This is a genomic window from Candidatus Pantoea multigeneris (genome assembly GCF_011752615.1).
GTDB classification, from domain to species: Bacteria; Pseudomonadota; Gammaproteobacteria; order Enterobacterales; family Enterobacteriaceae; genus Pantoea; species Pantoea multigeneris.
The window spans coordinates 187,515-210,172 of the sequence record NZ_VWXF01000006.1 but is presented as its reverse complement, the minus strand read 5'-3'; the positions used below and the strand labels follow the sequence as shown (position 1 = coordinate 210,172).

Annotated in this window: 19 protein-coding genes and 7 tRNA genes; 7 read left to right on the top strand and 19 right to left on the bottom strand. The window is 53.0% G+C overall.

The window, feature by feature from the left end; all coding sequences use genetic code 11:
• Position 1: 1 nt before the first annotated feature.
• From corC to miaB, 4 genes are all read right to left on the bottom strand, one after another.
• The gene (gene corC / locus F3J40_RS15500; protein WP_167015982.1) at positions 2–883 is read right to left on the bottom strand and encodes a CNNM family magnesium/cobalt transport protein CorC; all 882 of its coding nucleotides are present in this window, start codon (positions 881–883) and stop codon (positions 2–4) included.
• 84 nt (positions 884–967) lie between these two features.
• A complete protein-coding gene (gene ybeY, locus F3J40_RS15495) occupies positions 968–1,441 on the bottom strand; it encodes an rRNA maturation RNase YbeY (protein ID WP_017346874.1) in 474 nt (157 codons plus the stop codon).
• The gene (locus tag F3J40_RS15490; protein WP_017346875.1) at positions 1,438–2,493 is read right to left on the bottom strand and encodes a PhoH family protein; all 1,056 of its coding nucleotides are present in this window, start codon (positions 2,491–2,493) and stop codon (positions 1,438–1,440) included. Before F3J40_RS15490 ends, ybeY begins: the two co-directional genes overlap by 4 nt.
• Before the next feature lie 208 nt (positions 2,494–2,701).
• Complete coding sequence (miaB, locus tag F3J40_RS15485) at positions 2,702–4,123, bottom strand: tRNA (N6-isopentenyl adenosine(37)-C2)-methylthiotransferase MiaB (protein WP_205297379.1); 1,422 nt, start codon at positions 4,121–4,123, stop codon at positions 2,702–2,704.
• 171 nt (positions 4,124–4,294) lie between these two features.
• Here miaB and ubiF point away from each other — a divergent pair, with 171 nt between their 5' ends.
• Positions 4,295–5,467, top strand: coding sequence for a 3-demethoxyubiquinol 3-hydroxylase (gene ubiF, locus F3J40_RS15480; protein ID WP_017346877.1), 1,173 nt, complete (start codon positions 4,295–4,297; stop codon positions 5,465–5,467).
• Positions 5,468–5,563: 96 nt separating this feature from the next.
• On the opposite strand, the gene F3J40_RS15475 is transcribed toward ubiF, so the two are convergent.
• The 11 genes from F3J40_RS15475 to nagB form a co-directional block, all read right to left on the bottom strand.
• Positions 5,564–5,638, bottom strand: a tRNA-Gln gene (locus F3J40_RS15475).
• A 28-nt stretch (positions 5,639–5,666) separates the two neighbouring features.
• Positions 5,667–5,741: transfer RNA gene (locus F3J40_RS15470), tRNA-Gln, on the bottom strand.
• A gap of 6 nt (positions 5,742–5,747) precedes the next feature.
• Positions 5,748–5,824: transfer RNA gene (locus F3J40_RS15465), tRNA-Met, on the bottom strand.
• Between the two features lie 36 nt (positions 5,825–5,860).
• Positions 5,861–5,935 (bottom strand) — tRNA-Gln (locus F3J40_RS15460).
• 36 nt (positions 5,936–5,971) lie between these two features.
• A tRNA-Gln gene (locus F3J40_RS15455) sits at positions 5,972–6,046 on the bottom strand.
• 19 nt (positions 6,047–6,065) lie between these two features.
• Positions 6,066–6,150, bottom strand: a tRNA-Leu gene (locus tag F3J40_RS15450).
• Between the two features lie 15 nt (positions 6,151–6,165).
• Positions 6,166–6,242: transfer RNA gene (locus F3J40_RS15445), tRNA-Met, on the bottom strand.
• Positions 6,243–6,493: 251 nt separating this feature from the next.
• Positions 6,494–8,158, bottom strand: coding sequence for an asparagine synthase B (gene asnB, locus F3J40_RS15440; RefSeq protein ID WP_167015979.1), 1,665 nt, complete (start codon positions 8,156–8,158; stop codon positions 6,494–6,496).
• 309 nt (positions 8,159–8,467) lie between these two features.
• A complete protein-coding gene (gene nagC, locus F3J40_RS15435) occupies positions 8,468–9,688 on the bottom strand; it encodes a DNA-binding transcriptional regulator NagC (RefSeq protein ID WP_017346880.1) in 1,221 nt (406 codons plus the stop codon).
• A gap of 7 nt (positions 9,689–9,695) precedes the next feature.
• On the bottom strand, positions 9,696–10,844 hold the full coding sequence (gene nagA, locus F3J40_RS15430) for an N-acetylglucosamine-6-phosphate deacetylase (protein ID WP_167016180.1): 1,149 nt from the start codon (positions 10,842–10,844) through the stop codon (positions 9,696–9,698).
• Between the two features lie 47 nt (positions 10,845–10,891).
• The gene (gene nagB / locus F3J40_RS15425) at positions 10,892–11,692 is read right to left on the bottom strand and encodes a glucosamine-6-phosphate deaminase (RefSeq protein ID WP_017346882.1); all 801 of its coding nucleotides are present in this window, start codon (positions 11,690–11,692) and stop codon (positions 10,892–10,894) included.
• Positions 11,693–12,008: 316 nt separating this feature from the next.
• On the opposite strand from nagB, the gene nagE reads away from it, so the two are divergent.
• The 3 genes from nagE (at position 12,009) to F3J40_RS15410 (ending at position 16,414) form a co-directional block, all read left to right on the top strand.
• On the top strand, positions 12,009–14,042 hold the full coding sequence (nagE, locus tag F3J40_RS15420) for an N-acetylglucosamine-specific PTS transporter subunit IIBC (RefSeq protein ID WP_167015977.1): 2,034 nt from the start codon (positions 12,009–12,011) through the stop codon (positions 14,040–14,042).
• A 150-nt stretch (positions 14,043–14,192) separates the two neighbouring features.
• A complete protein-coding gene (gene glnS, locus F3J40_RS15415; RefSeq protein WP_167015975.1) occupies positions 14,193–15,860 on the top strand; it encodes a glutamine--tRNA ligase in 1,668 nt (555 codons plus the stop codon).
• Positions 15,861–16,021: 161 nt separating this feature from the next.
• Entirely contained in the window at positions 16,022–16,414 is a 393-nt protein-coding gene (locus tag F3J40_RS15410; RefSeq protein ID WP_167015973.1) for a hypothetical protein, read from the top strand.
• A 50-nt stretch (positions 16,415–16,464) separates the two neighbouring features.
• On the opposite strand, the gene fur is transcribed toward F3J40_RS15410, so the two are convergent.
• The 4 genes from fur to ybfF form a co-directional block, all read right to left on the bottom strand.
• Positions 16,465–16,908, bottom strand: coding sequence for a ferric iron uptake transcriptional regulator (gene fur, locus F3J40_RS15405; protein ID WP_017346886.1), 444 nt, complete (start codon positions 16,906–16,908; stop codon positions 16,465–16,467).
• A gap of 347 nt (positions 16,909–17,255) precedes the next feature.
• Positions 17,256–17,786 carry a flavodoxin FldA gene (gene fldA / locus F3J40_RS15400; RefSeq protein ID WP_167015971.1) on the bottom strand — a complete coding sequence of 177 codons (531 nt, stop codon included), beginning with the start codon at positions 17,784–17,786 and terminating at the stop codon, positions 17,256–17,258.
• 129 nt (positions 17,787–17,915) lie between these two features.
• The gene (gene ybfE / locus F3J40_RS15395; RefSeq protein ID WP_017346888.1) at positions 17,916–18,197 is read right to left on the bottom strand and encodes a LexA regulated protein; all 282 of its coding nucleotides are present in this window, start codon (positions 18,195–18,197) and stop codon (positions 17,916–17,918) included.
• 156 nt (positions 18,198–18,353) lie between these two features.
• Positions 18,354–19,118, bottom strand: coding sequence for an esterase (gene ybfF, locus F3J40_RS15390; protein WP_167015969.1), 765 nt, complete (start codon positions 19,116–19,118; stop codon positions 18,354–18,356).
• A gap of 246 nt (positions 19,119–19,364) precedes the next feature.
• Between ybfF and seqA the strand changes: the two genes are divergently transcribed.
• The 3 genes from seqA to F3J40_RS15375 all read left to right on the top strand — a co-directional run bounded on the left by seqA (position 19,365) and on the right by F3J40_RS15375 (position 22,658).
• Complete coding sequence (gene seqA / locus F3J40_RS15385) at positions 19,365–19,901, top strand: replication initiation negative regulator SeqA (protein ID WP_017346890.1); 537 nt, start codon at positions 19,365–19,367, stop codon at positions 19,899–19,901.
• Positions 19,902–19,926: 25 nt separating this feature from the next.
• Complete coding sequence (gene pgm / locus F3J40_RS15380; RefSeq protein WP_017346891.1) at positions 19,927–21,567, top strand: phosphoglucomutase (alpha-D-glucose-1,6-bisphosphate-dependent); 1,641 nt, start codon at positions 19,927–19,929, stop codon at positions 21,565–21,567.
• Positions 21,568–21,704: 137 nt separating this feature from the next.
• Entirely contained in the window at positions 21,705–22,658 is a 954-nt protein-coding gene (locus F3J40_RS15375) for a YbgA family protein (protein ID WP_167015967.1), read from the top strand.

Here is a 22,658-nt window from a genome sequence, read left to right as displayed (position 1 = left end):
ATTATTCGTTATCCAGTTGGGGTAGCGCTGCGTTTTCAGGGATTTTGACATGAACCTGGATAATACGGCGACTGTCGGACATCACGACTTTAAATTGGTAACCATCAATGTCGATGCTTTCCCCACGCGCAGGCAAGTGGCCAAAGGCCTGCATCACCAGTCCACCAATGGTGTCGACTTCTTCATCGCTGAATTGGGTGCCAAACACCTCGTTGAAGTCTTCAATAGGCATTAAAGCCCGCACCGTGTAGGTATGACGATTGAGCTGACGTACATCACGATCGTCTTCATCGTCATATTCGTCTTCAATTTCGCCGACAATCAGCTCAAGAATATCTTCAATGGTGACCAGTCCGGAAACGCCGCCGAACTCATCAATCACAATCGACATGTGGTAACGCTGTGAGCGGAACTCTTTCAGCATGCGGTCAACGCGCTTGCTTTCCGGCACCACAACCGCAGGGCGCAGGACTTTTTCGATACTGAACGGCTCAGACTCGCTGCTCATAAACGGCAGCAGATCTTTGGCCATCAGGATGCCCTCTACGTGATCGCGATCTTCACTGATGACCGGGAAACGAGAGTGGGCAGATTCGATGATCACAGCCAGGCACTCTTCGAGGTTCTGGTTGCGTTTTAATGTGACCATTTGTGAGCGAGGGATCATGATGTCGCGGACGCGCTGCTCGGCAATCTCCATGACCCCTTCGAGCATGTCGCGGGTATCAGGATCAATCAGTTCTTTTTGCTCAGAATCGCGGATCAGTTCAAGCAGTTCATCGCGGTTTTGAGGTTCGCCGTGAAATAACTGGTTGAGAAGCAGTGAGAAAAATCCCTTTTTACTACTGGGTGCGTCGTTGTTTTGAGAATGGTCGTCGCTCATGGCGTTTTGGTTGTGTTCTCTCGTTAGCGTAATCAAAGTTGCTGGCGCACACTCAGCCAGCAACGTATCAGACTGACAGGGTTATCAGTCTTCTTCTTTCTCGGAAATGTACGGATCGGGGTAGCCGAGAGCAAGCATTATCTCGGTCTCGATCGACTCCATCTCTTCAGCTTCTTCATCTTCGATATGGTCATAGCCCAGCAGATGCAGCGTACCATGTACCACCATGTGCGCCCAATGGGCCTCCACGGTTTTCTGCTGCTCCTGCGCTTCGGCTTCAACCACCTGGCGGCAGATGATCAGATCGCCCAGCAGGGGCAGCTCAATGCCTGGCGGTGCTTCAAACGGGAAAGAGAGCACGTTGGTTGGCTTATCTTTGCCGCGATAAGTCAGATTAAGCTCGTGGCTTTCTGCTTCATCAACCAGGCGGATCGTGACTTCACTTTCCGGCTGGAAAGGGCTGACCGCGGCGGTAAGCCAGCGTAAAAAGTCAGCTTCCTCTGGTAGCCCCTGTGGAGATTCGCAGGCTATCTGCAGATCCAGAATTACTTCGCTCATGTGGGTTCCTGCGGGTGTGTGTTCAGTGCGGCCTGTTTACGTTCTTCGGCCAACTGGTCACGGCGTTTTTGGTCCGCCGCTTCCCAGGCTTCATACGCGATAACGATGCGAGCCACCACCGGGTGACGCACAACATCTTCGCTGTGGAAAAAGTTAAAGCTAATTTCGTCGACGTTACTCAGGACTTCAATCGCATGGCGCAGACCGGACTTCAGGTTGCGTGGCAAATCGATTTGGGTCACGTCGCCGGTGATAACGGCTTTGGAGTTAAAACCAATACGCGTCAGGAACATCTTCATCTGTTCGATGGTGGTGTTCTGGCTTTCATCAAGAATGATGAAAGCATCATTCAAGGTGCGGCCGCGCATGTAGGCCAAAGGTGCCACTTCAATCACGTTGCGCTCAATCAGCTTCTCGACGCGCTCAAAACCGAGCATTTCAAATAAAGCGTCATACAGCGGGCGCAGGTAGGGATCGACCTTCTGGCTCAAATCCCCTGGCAGGAAGCCCAGTTTTTCACCGGCTTCGACCGCCGGGCGGGTTAACAGGATGCGGCGAATCTCCTGGCGCTCCAGTGCATCAACTGCCGCTGCTACGGCCAGGTAGGTTTTACCGGTACCGGCTGGGCCAACGCCAAAGGTGATGTCGTGATCAAGGATATTGGCCACGTACTGCGCCTGGTTTGGCGTGCGTGGCTTAATGACACCGCGTTTGGTCTTGATGTTGACCGCTTTACCGAACTCCGGCACGCTTTCCGCCGTCTGCTCCAGCACGCGACTCTCTTTGATGGCCAGATGAATCTGCTCGGGATCGATATCCGGGATATGACCACGTACTGGTGCGGTATCCACGTATAACGTCCGCAGAATATCCGCAGCCGCATTGACGCTCAGTGGGCGTCCAACCAGCTTGAACAGGTTATCGCGACGATTGATTTCGATGCCGAGGCGACGTTCCAGCTGCTTCACATTGTCATCAAACGGCCCGCACAGGCTTAACAACCGATGGTTATCGGCTGGTTCAAGGGCGATTTCACGCGTTTCGATATTCAAACGAATCCTTTGGGTCACTCAGGGCCAGTTGAAAAAGTATCAGACGCCGTTTCCGTTACAGAACGGCGTCGCTGCGAAAGTATTTACGTGGCAAAGCACAGGCGCAAGCCTCAAACAGCATATTTGGGCGGCGTTGTGGGAATGCAAGTGCAACGGCGGTAAAACGGCAACAGCACTTGTGCGCTGTCACCAGAAATACGCAGAGGTTTTAAGGCTGGTAGAGGCCAACACCGATCTCATTCTCTTTGCGAGTGCGGGCAATCACCGAGGCCGGACTTTGTGCGACGCGCAGGCCCATCTGATCTTCTGTGCGGATGATTTTGCCACGCAGTGAGTTGGTCAGGACCTCTACAATTTCTACGTCAACAAACTTACCGATCAGCTCCGGGCTGCCCTCAAAGTTTACCGTACGACTATTCTCGGTACGGCCCGCCAGTTCCATCACATTCTTGCGTGACAAGCCTTCAACCAGCACGCGCTGGTGGGTGCCCAACATCTTGCGGCTCATGGACATGGCTTGCTGAGTAATGCGGTCTTGCAGAATGTAGAGGCGCTGTTTTTTCTCCTCTTCGGATACATCATCCGGCAGATCCGCGGCGGGTGTGCCAGGGCGTGCAGAGTAGATAAAGCTGAAACTCATGTCGAAATTCACATCCGCCACCAGTTTCATGGTCTGCTCGAAGTCCTGCTGCGTTTCACCGGGGAAGCCCACAATAAAATCGGAACTGATATGAATATCAGGGCGTGCCGCCCGCAGCTTGCGGATGATCGATTTATATTCCAGCGCGGTGTGCGCACGCTTCATCAGCGTCAGAATGCGGTCTGCACCACTTTGCACCGGCAGGTGCAGGAAGCTGACCAGCTCGGGTGTATCGCGGTAGACATCGATGATGTCATCGGTGAACTCAATCGGATGGCTGGTGGTAAAACGAATGCGGTCAATACCGTCAATAGCCGCCACAAGGCGCAGCAGATCGGCAAAGGTGCAGGTTTCACCATCAAAGGTTTCACCGCGATAGGCATTCACGTTTTGCCCCAGTAGGTTCACTTCTCGCACGCCCTGTTCGGCTAGCTGAGCGATTTCCAGCAGAATGTCATCACTCGGACGGCTCACTTCTTCACCGCGCGTGTATGGCACGACGCAGAAAGTACAGTATTTGTTGCAGCCTTCCATGATGGAAACAAACGCCGCCGGGCCTTCTGCACGCGGTTCTGGCAGACGGTCAAATTTCTCGATTTCCGGGAAAGTGATATCCACCACCGGGCTTTTCGTGCCTCTGACGTGGTTAATCATTTCTGGCAGGCGATGCAGGGTTTGCGGGCCAAATACGATATCTACGCAGCTGGCACGTTGACGCAGATTTTCCCCTTCCTGCGAGGCAACACAGCCGCCAACGCCGATGATTAAATCAGGGTTACGTTCTTTCAGCTGTCTCCAGCGACCTAACAGGTTGAAGACTTTTTCCTGCGCTTTTTCGCGAATCGAGCAGGTGTTAAGGAGCAGGACGTCCGCATCTTCTGCTTCTTCGGCGAGAGTGTAGCCGTGGGTACTGTTGAGCAGGTCAGCCATCTTGGATGAGTCATACTCATTCATCTGACAGCCCCAGGTTTTAATGTACAGTTTTTTCATCGTCGAATAAGCCATTGATTCAGTGCAATGCGGGGCGCGTATTGTAATGCTTTGCTGGTGTTGTGACCAGTGCCAGGGCTTTTCTGTTTGTGGCACGGTTTTACGGTACACTTTGCGCTATCTACCCGGTCATTTCTGATACCTGCCGGGCAAAATAAGAAGGAAAAAGCAATGCAGGATAATGCCTTTGATGTCGTGATTGTCGGTGGCGGCATGGTGGGTGCAGCGTTGGCCTGCGGCCTTGCGGCGCAGCGGTTTCGCGTTGCGGTGATTGAACGCAGTGAACCGGCTGTCTTTGAGGCCACAAGCGCGCCCGATGTGCGTATTTCCGCCATTGGCAGTGCTTCCGTCGATCTGCTCAAGCAACTGGAGGTGTGGCCACGCGTCATGGCCATGCGCAGTGCGCCCTACCGAAAACTGGAAACCTGGGAGTGGCAGAGTGCACATGTGACCTTTGATGCCGCTTCACTCGGGCTGCCGGAGCTGGGTTATATGGTGGAGAACAGCGTCCTGCAACGCGCGCTGTGGGAACAGATGCAAGCGCAGGGCATTACGTTACTCTGCCCGGAGGTGTTGCAACAGATGCAGCAGCACAACGGCGGCTGGCATTTAGGCCTGGTAAGCGGCAAGCAGATTGAGACGCGTCTGGTAGTGGGGGCCGATGGTGCCAACTCTCAGGTGCGTCAGCGGGCGCAAATTGGCGTCCATGGCTGGAGCTACGCGCAGTCTTGTATGTTAATCAGCGTGAGTTGCGAGCATGCGCCTGGCGACGCCACCTGGCAGCAGTTTACGCCAGAAGGGCCAAGAGCGTTTTTACCGCTGTTTGATAATCGCGCCTCGCTGGTGTGGTATGACAGCCCAGCGCGCATCAGGCAGCTGCAAAGCTTGCCGATGCCACAGCTGGAAAAGGAGATCGCTCGTGCTTTCCCTGCGCGTTTAGGCCGTATCCATGCGACGGCGGCGGCATCTTTCCCGCTGGTACGGCGTCACGCTACGCGCTATGTCCTCTCCGGGCTGGCGCTGATTGGCGATGCTGCACACACCATTAATCCACTGGCCGGGCAGGGCGTAAACCTGGGGTATCGTGATGTTGATGCGTTACTGGATGTGCTTGTGGCGGCACGCGATCAGGCGGAAGAGTGGCACAGCGAAACCGTGCTGCTGCGCTACCAGCGTAAACGCCAACGGGATAATGGTCTGATGCAGGCGGGCATGGATCTGTTCTATTTCTCGTTCAGCAACCGTCTTGGCCCATTAAAGGTGCTGCGTAATCTGGGACTGATCGCCGCAGAGCACTCTGGCGTCCTTAAGCGTCAGGCACTACGTTATGCCTTAGGACTCTAATCGACCAAACTGAACGCGCCACGGGCCGTTCAGTTTTTTTATTGTGTAAACGACAAAAACAACAAAGCCCACACGAGGTGGGCTTTATTGTCAATTTGGCTGGGGTGCAGGGATTCGAACCCCGGAATGCTGGTATCAGAAACCAGTGCCTTACCGCTTGGCGACACCCCAAAAGGTGTTTCAGTCAAATTGTTTTGTATGGCTGGGGTGCAGGGATTCGAACCCCGGAATGCTGGTATCAGAAACCAGTGCCTTACCGCTTGGCGACACCCCAAAAATTTGGTGGCTACGACGGGATTTGAACCTGTGACCCCATCATTATGAGTGATGTGCTCTAACCAGCTGAGCTACGTAGCCATAATTACTGCTTTACTACACGAACCCTTTCGATGTTGGCTGGGGTACCTGGATTCGAACCAGGGAATGCCGGTATCAAAAACCGGTGCCTTACCGCTTGGCGATACCCCACCAGTTTACTCAAACTATGAGTACATCGAAAAAAAGTGGCTGGGGTACCTGGATTCGAACCAGGGAATGCCGGTATCAAAAACCGGTGCCTTACCGCTTGGCGATACCCCAACTGCTGCCTATGAAGAAATGGTGCGGGAGGCGAGACTTGAACTCGCACACCTTGCGGCGCCAGAACCTAAATCTGGTGCGTCTACCAATTTCGCCACTCCCGCATGCATGAAAAAAGATGGTGGCTACGACGGGATTTGAACCTGTGACCCCATCATTATGAGTGATGTGCTCTAACCAGCTGAGCTACGTAGCCATCTTTTTTCTCGCTGCCTTCATCGGCGTTGCGGGGCGCATTATGCGTATTGAGCCTTGTAGCGTCAACAAGTTTTTTGACGTTTTTCCTCAGAATGTGACTGATTGTCTGGCTTATAACCACTACGTCGAATTATTCAGCAATAATTGCAGATTACTCCAGCAAAACAGGGAAATAACCGATGATCCGATAAAAATAGCGCGCAAAAAAAACGGGTCCCGTAGGACCCGCTATGCAGAAGAGATGACTTATCAGTAGGCAGACTGGTGGACACCCACCGCACGGCCTGAAGGATCGTCCATGGTTTTGAATGCTTCATCCCATTCAATGGCTTTTGCTGACGAACAAGCCACAGATGGACCACCAGGCACACACTCAGCGGCACTGGCTACCGGGAACAGCTCTTCAAAGATTTCACGGTACAGGTAGCCCTCTTTTGACGTTGGCGTGTTGTACGGGAAACGGAAGTGCGCCGTTGCCAGTTGCTGATCGCTGATCTGCTTCGCAGCCACTTCTTTCAAGGTATCGATCCAGCTATAGCCGACACCATCAGAGAACTGCTCTTTCTGACGCCATGCAACGCTTTCTGGCAGGTAAGAAGAGAAGCACTCGCGCAGGATGTGTTTTTCCATCTTACCGTTGCTGCCACACAGCTTGTCTTCCGGGTTAATGCGCATAGCAACGTCGAGGAATTTTTTATCCAGGAACGGTACACGTGCTTCCACACCCCAGGCGGACATCGCTTTGTTGGCACGCGCACAGTCAAACATATGCAGCGCCAGCAGTTTACGCACGTTCTCTTCATGGAACTCTTTGGCGTTCGGGGCTTTGTGGAAATAGAGATAGCCACCAAACACTTCATCAGCACCTTCACCCGACAGCACCATTTTGATGCCCATCGCTTTAATCTTACGCGACATCAAATACATCGGCGTTGATGCACGGATCGTGGTGACATCGTAAGTTTCAATGTGATAAATCACATCGCGAATCGCATCGAGGCCTTCCTGCACGGTGAAGTGGATTTCATGGTGCACGGTGCCCAAATGCTCAGCGACAGATTTCGCCGCTTTCAGGTCCGGTGAACCTTCCAGACCCACTGCGAAAGAGTGCAGCTGTGGCCACCAGGCATCGGTTTTGTCTTCATCTTCTACACGTTTCGCGGCAAAGCGCTTGGTGACGGCAGAGATGATAGAGGAGTCAAGGCCGCCAGAGAGCAGTACGCCGTAAGGCACGTCTGACATCAGGTGGCTTTTTACTGACTCTTCCAGCGCGTGTTTCAGGCCAGCGGCATCGGTGGTGTTCTCGGCAACGGCCGCGAAGTCCATCCAGTCACGCTGCCAGTAGCGACGGATCTCACCATCGGTGCTGGACAGGAAGCTTCCCGGTGGGAACTCTTTGATGGTGCGGCAGACCGGCACCAATGCTTTCATCTCTGATGCGACAAACAGGTTTCCGTGCTCATCATTGCCCATATACAGCGGGATGATACCGATATGGTCACGGCCAATCAGGTATTGCTGTTTCACACTATCCCACAGGATAAAGGCGAACATTCCTTGCAGGTCATCGAGGAAGTCGAGGCCTTTTTCCTGATACAGCGCGAGGATAACTTCGCAGTCAGAACCGGTCTGGAACGCATAGCGATCGCTCAGCTCAGCACGCAGCGCCTGATGGTTGTAGATTTCACCGTTCACGGCCAGTACATGGGTGTGGTCAGCGTTGTACAGCGGCTGTGCGCCGTTGTTAACGTCAACAATCGATAAGCGCTCGTGCACCAGAATAGCGTTATCATCAGCAAATACACCTGACCAGTCCGGGCCACGGTGACGCATCAGACGAGAACACTCCAGCGCTTTTTTGCGCAGTTCAACAGGATCGGTTTTCAGATCCAGCACACCAAAAATAGAACACATATCTGACTCCTGAACTCACCTAACAGTGATGTATTTTTTGCTTGTCCGGCAGTGAATGACTGCGTGATGTATAAGAAAATGCGCTATCTGGGGGAGGTAATGCAAGAACAAATAGAGTCGATTGAGAAAAAGATTATCGCGGAGGCTGAATTTTTAGATAAAACGCAATGAATCGCATTAATTTTTGCTGATTATGCAATTTTTTGGCGTTTGTGGTGATTTCATCGCCGATGAGATGGGCAATGTGTTCACGTTTGAACCAGAGAAACCGCCGAGCCCGGCGGCCTCTGGTAATAAGAGGAAGCTCTGTTAGTTTTCCATCAGATGCACCAGCAACAGGCCATTTAGCATGGCGCGTTTAGCCAGTGCAAAGGCACCGATAGCGGAACGGTGATCGAGTTCGGAGCGCACCACCGGCAGGTTGCGGCGGAAAGCTTCCAGTGACTGGGTATTGATGCAGCCCGCAATGGCCGGGAACAGCACTTTTTCTGCCTCGGTGATCTCCCCCGCCAGCACGATTTTCTGCGGATTAAACAAGTTAATCGCAATGGCGATGGCTTTTCCAAGATAGCGGCCAACATACTCAACCACTTCACACGCCAGCGCATCGCCCTGATTGGCGGCTTTGCAAATCTGCGGCATCTGGCAATTGTCCAGCGTCAGGGACGTGGGGTAGCCCTGGTTAATCAGATTGCGCACCCGACTTTCAATGGCACCGTTGGCCGCAATGGTCTCAAGGCAGCCAAAGTTGCCACAGTGACAGCGCTCACCCAACGGATCGACCTGAATATGGCCAATCTCACCCACATTGCCGTTGCTACCGAGAAATATCTGCCCGTTGGTAATAATACCGGCACCGGTACCGCGATGCAGGCGCACCAGAATGGAGTCCGCGCAGTCGCGGCTTGCGCCAAAATAGTGCTCGGCCAGCGCCAGGCTGCGAATATCATGGCCGACAAAACTTTTGACGTTAAAGCGCGTCGTCAGATTAGCGACCAGCGGCCACTGGTTGACGCTGATGTGGGGCATATAGCGGATCACGCCATTAATCGGATCGACCAACCCTGGCAGGATCACCGCAATGGCAATCAACTGATGAATTTTACGCTGATGCTGGGCAATAAACTGTTCAATCGCGCGGAACAGGGCCGCTTCCAGTGTCTCCTGCGTGCGCTCTGGCAGGGGGTAATCTTCCAGCGCCAGCGATTTACCGCTCAGGTCATACAGCGATAGCGTGGCGTCGTTACGTCCAAGGCGAATGGCGATAGTGTGAAAATGGCGGGTTTCGGTGATGATGGAGATAGGGCGGCGTCCACCGGTGGACGCCTGCTGATCGACTTCTTTAATCAAACCACGTTCAAGTAGCTGGCGAGTAATTTTCGTGACGCTGGCGGGGGCGAGCTGGCTCAGTTCCGCAATTTGGATCCGGGAGATGGGGCCTTGTTGGTCAATCAGCCGGTAAACGGCGGCGCTATTGAGTTGTTTAACAAGATCGACATTTCCTATTTGTGCCTGGCCGCCAGTGGTCATTCCGTAATTACTCGCTGAGGACGTCGTCTCCATTGACCAACGTCTTGATGATTTTGTAGTCGCGCGTGAACAGCGTGAGGTTAGCGACTTTTCCTTCGCTCACCGACCCCAGACGTTGTTCCACGCCCATTGCTCGTGCCGGGTAGAGGGTAGCCATGCGTAACGCTTCATCCAGAGCGATACCGACATGTTCTACGCTGTTGCGCACCGCTTCAATCATGGTCAAAGCGGAACCGCTTAGCGTACCGTTTTCATCTACACACAGTCCGTCACGATAGTATATGGTTTTGCCCGCAAAGATGAACTTTTCAATCTGCGCGCCTGCCGGGGCGGTGGCATCCGTCACCAGCACCAGTTTGTCGCCTTTGATTTTCTTTGCGTTGCGCACGTTAGCGTAATGGACATGCAAACCATCTGCAATAATGCCGCAATAAACATCCGGTGAATCAAACAGCGCACCGATCAGACCCGGTTCACGGCCAGCAAAGGTCGGCATGGCATTATAGAGATGGGTCGCGAAGGTGACGCCCGCACGAAAACCCGTAACGGCTTGCTCATAGGTGGCGCATGAGTGACCTGCTGAAACCACAATCCCCGCCGCCGTCAGTTGGCGAATCACTTCTGGTGAGACGTTTTCCGGTGCCAGCGTCACTTTGCTGATCACATCCGCGTTGTCGCAGAGGTACTGCACTAATGCGGGATCGGGCTGGCGGATCAAGGCGGGATCGTGCGTGCCTTTTTTGCCTTTGTTTAGCCATGGGCCTTCAAGATGCAGGCCAAGCGCCTGATTCTGATGGTCTTTCAGCCAGCTACGCATGGTTTCAATGGCGCGCACCATCAGTTCATCACGGCTGGTGATCAACGTTGGCAGGAAGCTGGTACAGCCCGACTTTTCGTTGGCGCGCTGCATAATCGACAACGTTTCAACGCTAAGCGCATTGATATCATCGTTGAATTGCACACCCCCGCAGCCGTTGAGTTGCAGATCGATAAATCCGGGAGCGATGGACGCGCCTGAAACATCGCGCTGTTCCACTTGTGGCGGAAGGTCTGCAATGGGGCAGACGCGTTCGATCAGACCGTCCGCAATAACTACAGCATGATTATCAAGTACTTCATAGCCGGTATAAATTCGGCCATTAACGAGTGCGTACATCATTTTCTCCCGGCTTAATCCTTTCTGTATCACGGCACTAGGCGGCGTTATACGTTTTTTATGTTTTCCGCTTCCATTTCGCGGAAATATTTCACGGTTTTGACTTTCAGCTCCAGGGTCGCGGGCTCATCACACACCACCACGGATTTTGCATGCAACTGCAGGCAGCTAATGGTCCACATATGGTTGACGTTCCCTTCGACCGCAGCTTGCAATGCCAGGGCTTTGACCTGGCCAATCACCAGAATCATCACCTCTTCGGCATCCAACAGCGTGCCAACGCCCACAGTCAGGGCATATTTAGGCACTAAATCGACGTTGCCATTGAAAAAGCGCGAGTTCGCGACGCGGGTTTCATGGGTCAGCGTTTTGATGCGGGTGCGGGAAGCCAGCGAGGAAGCAGGTTCATTAAACGCGATATGACCGTCGTTGCCCACGCCCCCCATAAACAGATGAATTTTACCCAGTGCGCGGATCTTTTCTTCATAGCGGCGACATTCTGCGTCAATGTCCGGCGCATTGCCATTGAGAAGATTGATATTTTCCGGCTGGATATCGACATGATCGAAAAAGTTACGGTACATGAAGCTGTGATAGCTTTCCGGGTGCTCTTTAGGCAGGCCGACGTACTCATCCATATTGAACGTCACAACGTGGCGGAAGCTAACCTGGCCTGATTTATGCATCTCAATAAGGTGTTTGTACGCTTCCAGTGGGGTGCCGCCAGTCGGTAAACCGAGGACAAAAGGACGCTCTGCGGTGGGGTTAAACGCATTAATGCGGTTAACAATGTGGCGAGCGGCCCATTTTCCTACCTGGGTCGGTGTGGCGAGGGGAATTAGTCTCATGTTTGGCCTCAACATTTAAAATGAAAGCGGTGGTGGCGCGGCCATCGCGGGCATTTACAGTGTACGTCATGTTGCCTGGATGGGTACGACCAGATATTTCGCATCATAAAATAAGTCGGGTGGTTTTTCTAGCACTGTTGGTGGTTATTATCGTTTTATGGTGATAACTATCACAGATGGTGAGTATTTAATTTGCGAAGCGAATTAAATACTCTTTACAATTCTTCACCAGTACTGTTATGTCATACAAAATGCCAGCTGGTCATCATCCTGATCGATACAGTGATAACAGCTTGTCTCAAGGGGAAAAATATCAATGTTAAGTTACTTACAGAGAGTCGGGCGCTCTCTAATGGTGCCGGTTGCCACCTTGCCTGCGGCCGCCATCCTGATGGGGGTGGGGTACTGGATTGATCCTACTGGCTGGGGACAAAGCAATGCACTGGCAGCGCTGTTCATCAAGTCGGGTTCAGCGATTATCGACAACATGGCGGTGCTGTTTGCCATTGGTGTTGCCTACGGCATGTCAAAAGACAAAGACGGTGCAGCCGCGCTGACGGGCTATGTCGGTTTCCTCGTGGTGACAACGCTCTGTTCACCTGCCGCTGTGTCGATGATTCAAAAAATCCCTCTCGACCAGGTGCCCGCCGCGTTCGGCAAAATTAACACCCAGTTTATCGGCATCATGGTGGGGATTATCTCGGCGGAGGTGTATAACCGCACCAGCCACGTTGAGTTGCCGAAGGCACTGGCTTTCTTCAGTGGCCGTCGTCTGGTGCCTATTCTGGTCTCTTTCCTGATGATCGCCGTCGCGTTTGTGCTGATGTATGTGTGGCCAGTGATCTTTAGCGGGCTGGTCAGCTTTGGTGAGCACATTCAGAAACTGGGTTCAGTCGGTGCCGGGATTTACGCCTTCTTCAACCGTCTGCTGATTCCGGTTGGTCTGCATCACGCCCTGAATTCGGTGTTCTGGTTTGATGTGGCAGGCATCAACGATATTCCTAAATTCCTCGGTGCCGCGCAGTCTATCGCCGATGGTTCGGGCATCCCTGGCATTACCGGCCGCTATCAGGCGGGCTTCTTCCCGGTAATGATGTTTGGTCTACCGGGTGCAGCCCTGGCCATTTATCACTGCGCACGTCCGGAAAACCGGGTCAAAGTCGGCAGTATCATGCTGGCAGCCGCCTTTGCTTCCTTCTTTACCGGTATTACCGAACCGCTGGAATTCTCCTTCATGTTCGTAGCACCGGTGTTGTATCTGATTCATGCGGTACTGACCGGTATTTCCGTGTTTATCGCCGCGCAGATGCACTGGATTGCCGGTTTTGGTTTCAGTGCGGGCTTGGTCGACCTGTTCTTATCGACGCGTAACCCGCTGGCAGTGCACTGGTACATGTTGATTCCACAAGGCGTGGTGTTTTCTGTTATCTACTACACCGTGTTCCGCTTCACCATTAAGCGCTTCAACCTGCTGACGCCGGGTCGCGAACTGTCAGTGGCGGGTGATGAAAGCGATGGCTATGACGTGAATGTTGAGCACAGTGATAACGGTGAAAATAAAACCGAAAACCTGGCTCGCCGCTACATTGGTGCCGTGGGTGGCTCAGAAAACCTCTCGGTGATTGATGCCTGTATTACCCGCCTGCGCCTGACGGTGAAAGACGCAGCACAGGTGAACGAAGGTCTGGCGAAAAAACTCGGCGCTTCCGGGGTGATTCGCCTGAATAAGCAGAGCGTACAGATTATTGTCGGTACCCAGGCAGAAATTATCGCCAATGCCATGAAGCGCGTGTTGCAGAAAGGCCCGGTCGCACCTGCTGAAGCTGCACCAGTGGCTGCACCGGTTGCACCTGTGGCCGCAGCGGCACCGGTACCTGCCAGCGCAGGGAAGGTGGTTGCAACGCTGCTGGCACCCGTAAGCGGTGTGATTGTGACGCTGGAAGATGTGCCCGATGAAGCCTTCGCCAGTGGCGCCGTGGGCGAAGGCCTGGCAATTAAGCCGCGTGATGGCTTAGTGGTTGCGCCTATTGGCGGCACCATCGTGAAAATCTTCCCGACCAACCATGCGTTCTGCCTTGAAACCGATAACGGAGTGCAAATCGTGGTGCACATGGGGCTGGATACCGTGGCACTTGATGGCAAAGGCTTTACCCGCTTGGTAGAAGAAGATGCCGTTGTTACCGCTGGCCAGCCGGTGCTGGAGATGGATCTTGCCTGGTTAAATGCCAACGCGCGCTCCATGGTCAGCCCGGTCGTGGTCAGCAACAGCGACGAGTTTGTTGGGCTGAATCTTCTGGCGCGTGGCCAGGTTGAAGCGGGCAAAACGCCGCTGTTTGAAGTTAAAGGTTAATTTCCCCGCAGTTTCCCGTAAGGCAGGAAGCGATTCCTGCCTTTTTTCTTATCAAGCCCACACAAACAGGTTGTTTCCCGACGGCGCTTTGTGGATCATAATCCGTTAATTCGTGATGCCATCATTAGCTTTGTATTGAGGATTTTTGAGATGAGTGAGGCTGAAGCCCGCCCAACGAACTTTATTCGTCAGATCATCGACGAAGATTTGGCGAGCGGTAAGCACAACAGCGTGCATACCCGTTTCCCGCCTGAACCCAATGGCTATCTGCATATTGGTCATGCGAAATCTATCTGCCTGAACTTTGGCATCGCACAAGACTATCAAGGTCAGTGCAACCTGCGTTTCGACGACACCAACCCAGTAAAAGAAGACATGGAGTTCGTTGAATCCATCAAGCGTGACGTAGAGTGGCTTGGCTTCGCGTGGAGCGGCAATGTACGCTATTCCTCTGACTATTTTGATCAGCTGCATCAGTATGCGGTTGAACTGATCAACAAAGGCCTGGCCTATGTTGATGAACTGTCGGCTGATGAGATTCGCGAATACCGTGGCTCGCTGACTGCGCCGGGCAAAAACAGCCCGTACCGCGATCGCAGCGTGGAAGAGAACCTCGCCCTGTTCGAAAAAATGCGCAGCGGTGGTTTTGCTGAAGGTAAAGCCTGCCTGCGTGCCAAAATTGATATGGCTTCCAGCTTTATCGTGCTACGCGATCCGGTGCTGTACCGCATCAAGTTCGCTGAACACCACCAGACCGGTGAAAAGTGGTGCATCTACCCGATGTACGACTTCACCCACTGTATTTCTGATGCGCTGGAAGGCATTACGCACTCGCTGTGTACGCTGGAATTCCAGGATAACCGCCGCCTGTATGACTGGGTGCTGGATAACATCACGATTCCGGTGCACCCGCGTCAGTACGAGTTCTCTCGTCTTAACCTCGAATACGCCGTGATGTCGAAGCGCAAGCTGACGCAGCTGGTGAGCGAAAATGTGGTCGAGAGCTGGGACGATCCACGTATGCTGACCGTTTCTGGTCTGCGTCGCCGTGGGTACAGCGCAGCCTCTATTCGTGAGTTTTGCCGCCGCATTGGTGTGACTAAACAGGACAACATCGTAGAGATGGCGTCGCTGGAGTCCTGCATTCGTGACGATCTCAACGAAAATGCACCGCGTGCTATGGCCGTTATCGATCCGATCAAAGTGGTACTGGAAAACCTGCCAGCCGATCACGCCGAAATTATTACGATGCCTAACCATCCTAATAAACCAGAAATGGGTACGCGTGAAGTGCCATTCAGCCATGAAGTGTGGATTGATCGCGCGGATTTCCGTGAAGAAGCCAACAAACAGTACAAACGTCTGGTGCTGGGCAAGGAAGTGCGTCTGCGTAATGCTTACGTGATCCGTGCCGATCGCGTTGAGAAAGATGACGCAGGCAATATCACTACGGTGTACTGCTCGGTTGATCTCGATACGCTGAGCAAAGATCCGGCTGACGGACGCAAAGTGAAAGGTGTGATCCACTGGGTTTCAGCGCAGCATGCGCTGCCAGCAGAAATTCGTCTGTACGACCGTCTGTTTAGCGTACCGAATCCGGGTGCGGAAGAGGACTTCCTCACCGCGATCAACCCTGATTCTCTGCAGATCAAGCAGGGCTTCGTTGAGGCGAGCCTGGCTGATGCGGTAGCCAGCGCACCTTACCAGTTCGAACGCGAAGGCTACTTCTGTGCCGACAGCGTCTACAGCAAGCCCGGTCATCTGGTGTTCAACCGTACGGTTGGCCTGCGTGATACCTGGGCAAAAGCGGGCGAGTAATCGCTGAATGAAAAAAACGCCTGATTTCAGGCGTTTTTTTTATCTGCATGATGGGCGTTGTCTGATATTCAAGCAATTTAGGTATTCTCTGAGGCAAACAGGCAAGATTTCGGTAGGCTGGGAGCCATAAAGTTCATTCATAACAGGAAGTCGTAAGGAAAATGACATCTCTTGCTCAGGAAGCTCGCCATAGTGTTGTGGAGTTGCACCAACTGATCGAACAAATTTTTAATCACTCCAACGATTCAGATGCTATGTCACTGTTTCTCTCGCACTTTCACCCGGAATTTACCATGGTGACACCACAAGGTGCGGCGTTAAATTTCAATGATACTGAAGCGCTGTTTCGCCGTCTGCAAGGGGCGAGAGAGGGCATGCGCATTGCAACCTGCGAGCATCGTTTGATTTCAGCGCACGAAAAAGAAGTGACGGTGCAATACCGCGAAATACAGATGATGAATGGTGAAAGCCACAGCCGCATCGCTGTTGCGGTGCTGGATTTTAGTTCACGCGTGCCGCGCTGGCGCTACCTGCAAGAGACCCGAGTGGTCTAAAGAGATAAAAAAAACCCGCCGAAGTGGCGGGTTTTTTACTGCATCAAAGATTAATCGTTGTGCAGTGTTTCATCTTCACGGCAGTCACCAGACGCACAGTGACCATACAGGTACAGGCTGTGGTTGGTCAGTTTAATACCGTGACGCGTCGCGATATCTTTCTGGCGAGTCTCGATGGATTCATCGCTGAACTCAATCACTTTACCGCAGTCCAGGCAGATCAGGTGATCGTGGTGCTGCTGCTGAGTCAGTTCGAAAACAGACTTGCCACCTTCAAAGTTGTGACGGGTGACAATGCCAGCATCGTCGAATTGGTTAAGAACGCGATATACGGTTGCGAGGCCAATCTCTTCGCCGATATCGATCAGACGTTTGTACAAATCTTCCGCACTGACATGATGGCATGCAGGTTCCTGAAGCACTTCCAGAATTTTCAGTCGTGGAAGCGTGACTTTCAGGCCTGCCTTCTTCAATGCGGAGTTGTTGTCAGTCATGCGGATATTGTCCTGTTACTTAGCGAGTCACTTTGTGGCGCTTGGCCTTGAATGTTGGTCACGCGCTATTCTCATTTGCGTCTCATTATAGAACCGACGCAGCAAAATGAAAACCCGAACACCGGATAAATCAACACAGGCTGTAAGGCGAAGAGTCTTGAGCCAGAGGTGGAGCATCAGATGTCGGTTGTTCCGCTGTCCTGCAATCCAGGAGGAGAATAGGCGGATGACCGTTGTGGGTATTGTACAGTGTTGCAGGTGAAAATAAAAAACGTGTGGCTATTATTTCTATCGCTGTTTCCTTTCCATCAATGTGAGCCAGCGCTCACATTGATAGAAAATGCACATCAGGCGTTAATAATCGCGTCTAACTGCAGTTCATCTTTGATTTGCTTCACCCAGCCGTCAACGCGCTGGTTAGTCAATTCTGGCTGGCGATCTTCATCGATGCACAGACCGAGGAAGTGTTTGTCATCGGCCAGGCCTTTAGAGGCTTCAAAGTGGTAGCCTTCGGTTGGCCAGTTGCCGACAATCACTGCACCGTTCGGTTCGATGATGTCACGGATGGTGCCCAACGCATCACAGAAGTATTCAGCGTAATCTTCCTGATCGCCGCAGCCAAACAGCGCAACCAGTTTGCCGTTGCAGTCCACTTCTTCCAGGGTTGGGAAGAAGTCATCCCAGTCACACTGGGCTTCGCCGTAGTACCAGGTAGGAATACCCAGCAACAGAATGTCGTAACCTTCCAGATCTTCTTTGGTACTTTTAGCGATGTCGTGCACGTCAGCAACGTCTTTGCCCAGCTGCTTCTGGATCATTTTCGCAATATTTTCAGTGTTGCCGGTATCGCTGCCAAAGAAGATGCCTACGATTGCCATGGATAAAAAACCTCTTACATCCGGATTGTGGGATAAATGTGTATGCCTGCGTAATTGTGCGAATGATAGCAGACCGGGGAGAGGGGCGGTACTTTATCAGCCCCTGGTTTGTGTTACTGCGTGCGGTTTCTACTCATCCGCTGCTTTGAGTTGCGCCAGCAGAATTTGTTCAATTAATTCGCTACGACTGATGTTGCGAAGCTCAGCAAGGGTGTTCAGTGCTTCAACGGCTTCACTGTTCAGTTTAAGTTCGACACGGCGCAATCCGCGCACCTTATCGCGTTTTAACTGGTTGCGCTTATTGATACGCAGTTGCTCATCGCGCGAAAGCGGGCTGGTCTTGGGACGACCGGGGCGGCGCTCATCGGCAAACAGATCGAGCGTGGTACGATCAGTGTTTTCTTTAGCCATGACTCTGTGAAACTGAATGGGCGCACACTGCGCGATGTTTATTTAGGTATCATTCAGGCCCACTCACTGAGCATGGCCTGAAATTTTAGCGCGCCATCATACTCTAGCCTGGCGGCGTACGCCAACCCTAAACCACTGGTCGGCAAGCAATTGCTGTTAAAGTGCAAAAAATCGCCGCACGCTACGCAGTACTGCTTCGGGTTTTTCTGCATGAACCCAGTGCCCGGCTCCGCTGATGACATACGCATGGGCGGCCGGGAACTGACGTAACAGGGCATCTCGGTAGCGATTATCCAGATACGGTGATTCACTGCCACGAATAAACAGCGCCGGTTCAGGCCAGGCGGGAATCTCCTCCCAGCCAGAAATCGTGCTGTAGTTATCCCAGAGGACCGGCACATTGAAGCGCCACTCCCCCTCCTGGAACGACTTCAGCAGGAACTGAATCACGCCCTCTTCAGGCAAGCTTTCGCGCATCAACTGCGCCGCCTCGCTGCGGGAAACGATACCTGCCGCTGTCACGGCGCGAATGGCCGCGAAAATTTCATCATGACGTCGGGTTTGATAATCCACTGGCGCAATGTCGATCATCACGAGCTGCTCGACACGCTCAGGGGCAATGGCGCTCATGGTCATGGCAATCTTTCCACCCATGGAGTGGCCAATGACGGAAACCCGATCAATACCCAGATGGTCCAGCGTGTCGAACATGTCCTGCGCCATGGCGCGGTAGTTCATCTCTTCGCTTCGTGGCGAGAGACCGTGATTACGCACATCAACCTGAATCAGTGGACGATCATTTTTCAGGCCGCGTGCCAGGCCGCCGAGGTTGTCCAGGCTACCAAACAGGCCATGAATAAGCAGAATGGGGAGAGAATCAGCAGTCGATTGTTCAGTTTGCAGACGAGCGTTCAAAATCATGGCAAAGTTCTTTACGGTTGTGACCTTGCCTTAGGGTATCATGCTTCCACGATTTCGGGGGGCTAGCGTGCAATTGGGTGATATTCTGACTTTTGCGGTTAATCGGTTTGAAGACTTTCGACCCACCTGAATTTAACTTTATAATCCTGATGTTAGAACCCGTTCCCGGCGTGTACAGGCCAGATTTTTCTTAACTCTGTATGCGGTTGGTCGGTTCTGTCATGAGCAAGAACGATACGGACCAAGATGAAAACGATTGAAGTTGACGAAGATCTCTACCGCTACATTGCCAGCCATACTCAACACATTGGGGAGAGCGCCTCTGACATTTTACGGCGGATGCTTAAATTTACGCCTGGGCAAGCAGCGCCTGTTGCTGCGGTCAGCCGCCCGGCAGAAAGCATTGCACCAAAAGAGACGCGCAAAGGGCCACAGGATCGCGTACGTGCGGTGCGTGAATTACTGTTGTCAGATGAGTATGCCGAGCAGAAAAAAGCGGTTAACCGTTTTATGCTGATTTTGTCAACGCTTTATCGTCTTGATCCACAAGCGTTTTCTGATGCTTCTGCGTCACTGCAGGGGCGCACTCGTGTCTATTTTGCGGGTGATGAGCAGACGCTGTTGCAGAATGGCACCCATACGAAGCCGAAGCACGTGCCAGGCACACCGTACTGGGTGATTACCAATACCAATACCGGTCGCAAATGCAGCATGGTAGAGCATATTATGCTGGCAATGCAGTTCCCGGCGGAACTGACAGAGAAAGTTTGCGGCACCATTTAAACCGAAGCGTCAGGGAGAAGCGCCAATGGCCAATCACCCCCGTGCAGGACAACCTGCCCGTCAGAGCGATTTGATTAACGTTGCACAATTAACGTCACAGTACTACGTCCTTAAGCCCGATGCCGCTAATCCGGATCATGCGGTGAAGTTCGGGACTTCCGGCCACCGCGGTAGCGCTGGGCGTCAGAGCTTTAATGAGCAACATATCCTGGCCATTGCCCAGGCGATTGCCGAAGATCGCCAAAAAAACGGGATCACCGGTCCGTGTTATGTCGGCAAAGATACGCATGCGCTGTCCGAGCCGGCCATCATCTCGGTGCTGGAAGTGCTGGCAGCGAACGGTGTGGATGTCATTGTTCAACAGGACAACGGCTACACGCCAACCCCTGCTATCTCTAATGCCATTCTCGAACATAACAAACGTGGCGGCGCACAGGCTGACGGTATTGTTATTACGCCTTCGCACAACCCACCGGAAGACGGTGGTATCAAGTACAATCCGCCAAACGGCGGTCCGGCTGATACCAACGTCACGAAAGTGGTAGAAGATCGTGCTAATCAACTGATCAAAGGTGAGCTGAAAGACGTTAAGCGCTTACCACTGGATCAGGCGTGGGCGAGTGGCCGCATCGTTGAGCAGGATTTGATTCAGCCTTACGTTGAAGGCCTGGCACAGGTGATTGATTTCCCGGCGATTCAAAAAGCGGGTTTGAAAATCGGTGTTGATCCACTGGGTGGATCAGGTATGGCTTACTGGCAGCGCATTGCCGAGCACTACAAGCTGGATATCACCATCGTTAACGATGCGATCGACCAGACCTTCCGCTTTATGCATCTGGATAAAGATGGCGTCGTGCGCATGGACTGTTCGTCAGAGTGCGCAATGGCCGGTTTGCTGGCTTATAAAGACAAGTTCGATCTCGCCTTCGGTAACGATCCCGACTACGACCGTCATGGCATTGTCACCCCGGCAGGGCTGATGAACCCGAACCACTATCTGGCCGTGGCGATCAACTATCTGTTCCAGCACCGTCCGCAGTGGGGCAAAGAGGTTGCCGTGGGTAAAACCCTGGTCTCCAGCGCCATGATTGACCGCGTTGTTGAAGACATTGGCCGTAAGCTGGTTGAAGTGCCGGTGGGCTTTAAGTGGTTTGTGGATGGCCTGTTTGATGGCAGCTTTGGCTTTGGTGGCGAAGAGAGTGCCGGGGCTTCGTTCCTGCGCTTCGACGGCTCAGCCTGGTCAACGGACAAAGACGGCATCATTCTTTGCCTGTTAGCGGCGGAAATCACCGCAGTAACCGGTAAAAACCCACAGCAGCACTATGATGAGCTGGCGCAGCGTTTTGGCGCGCCGAGCTACAACCGTTTGCAGGCTGCGGCAACCTCTGCGCAGAAGGCTGCGCTGTCTAAGCTTTCACCGGAAATGGTGAGTGCCGATACCTTGGCTGGTGACCCAATCACTGCACGCCTGACGGCGGCACCAGGCAACGGCGCATCCATTGGCGGCCTGAAAGTGATGACTAAAAACGGCTGGTTTGCCGCTCGTCCTTCTGGCACAGAAGACGCGTACAAAATCTACTGTGAAAGTTTCCTCGGCGCTGAACATCGTCAGCAAATCGAGAAAGAAGCGGTGGAAATTGTCAGTGAAGTGTTGAAAAACGCCTGATTAAACAAATCATTGCTTAATAAAACGGCTGCCTTCGGGTGGCCGTTTTCTTTTGTGCCGCAGGTAACGACCTGCTGTAAATCTTCGCAGACCAGGCTACACTTAAACTTGTACAAGGCTATGGAGGTTGTACAAGTATGGCAAATCATATTCCTGTGGGTATTAGTGCCTGCCTGTTGGGTGAGCAGGTGCGTTTCGATGGCGGACACAAACGTCTGAGTTTTGCCACCGATGAGCTGGCACCATTTGTGCGCTATGAACCCGTGTGCCCTGAGATGTCGATTGGTCTGCCGGTCCCGCGCCCGGCGCTGCGGCTGGTGAAACAGCAGGATGAAGTGCACCTGTGTTTCAGCAAAGAGGGCGGTAGCGAAGTGACCGACGCGATGCGCAGCTGGTCAGCAGAGCGGGTGAAATCCTTGCACCATCTCTGCGGCTATATTCTGTGTGCGAAATCGCCCAGTTGCGGCATGGAGCGCGTGCGCGTGTATGAGCCAGAAAGTAACAATAACCGTAAAGCGGGAACGGGCCTGTTTACCGAAATGCTGCAACGCGAGATGCCCTGGTTGCCGCTGGAAGAAGATGGCCGGTTACACGACCCGGTACTGCGTGAGAACTTCGTCTCCCGCATTTGTGCCTTACATGAATTCAACCAAATGTGGCAGCAGGGGCTGACGCGCGCCGGTTTGATCGCATTCCACAGCCGCTACAAACTCCTGTTGCTGTCCCATTCTCAGCCGGAATATCGGCAGTTAGGGCCTTTTGTCGCCAGTATCGGCCAGTGGAGCTCGCTGGATGCGTTTGCAGTTGAGTACCGTAATCGCCTGATGCATCTGCTAAGTCATCCTGCAACCCGTACCAACCACACCAATGTACTGATGCATGTTCAGGGCTATTTCCGCCGCCAGTTGAGTTCACCACAACGGCAGGAACTGGCCGATCTGATCGATCGCTACCGCTGTGGCTTACAGCCGCTACTGGTGCCGATCACCATGCTCAAACACTATATGGCGCAATATCCGCATCCGTGGCTGGCACAACAGCGCTATTTTGAACCTTACCCGGAAGCACTGCGCCTTCGTTATGGACAATAA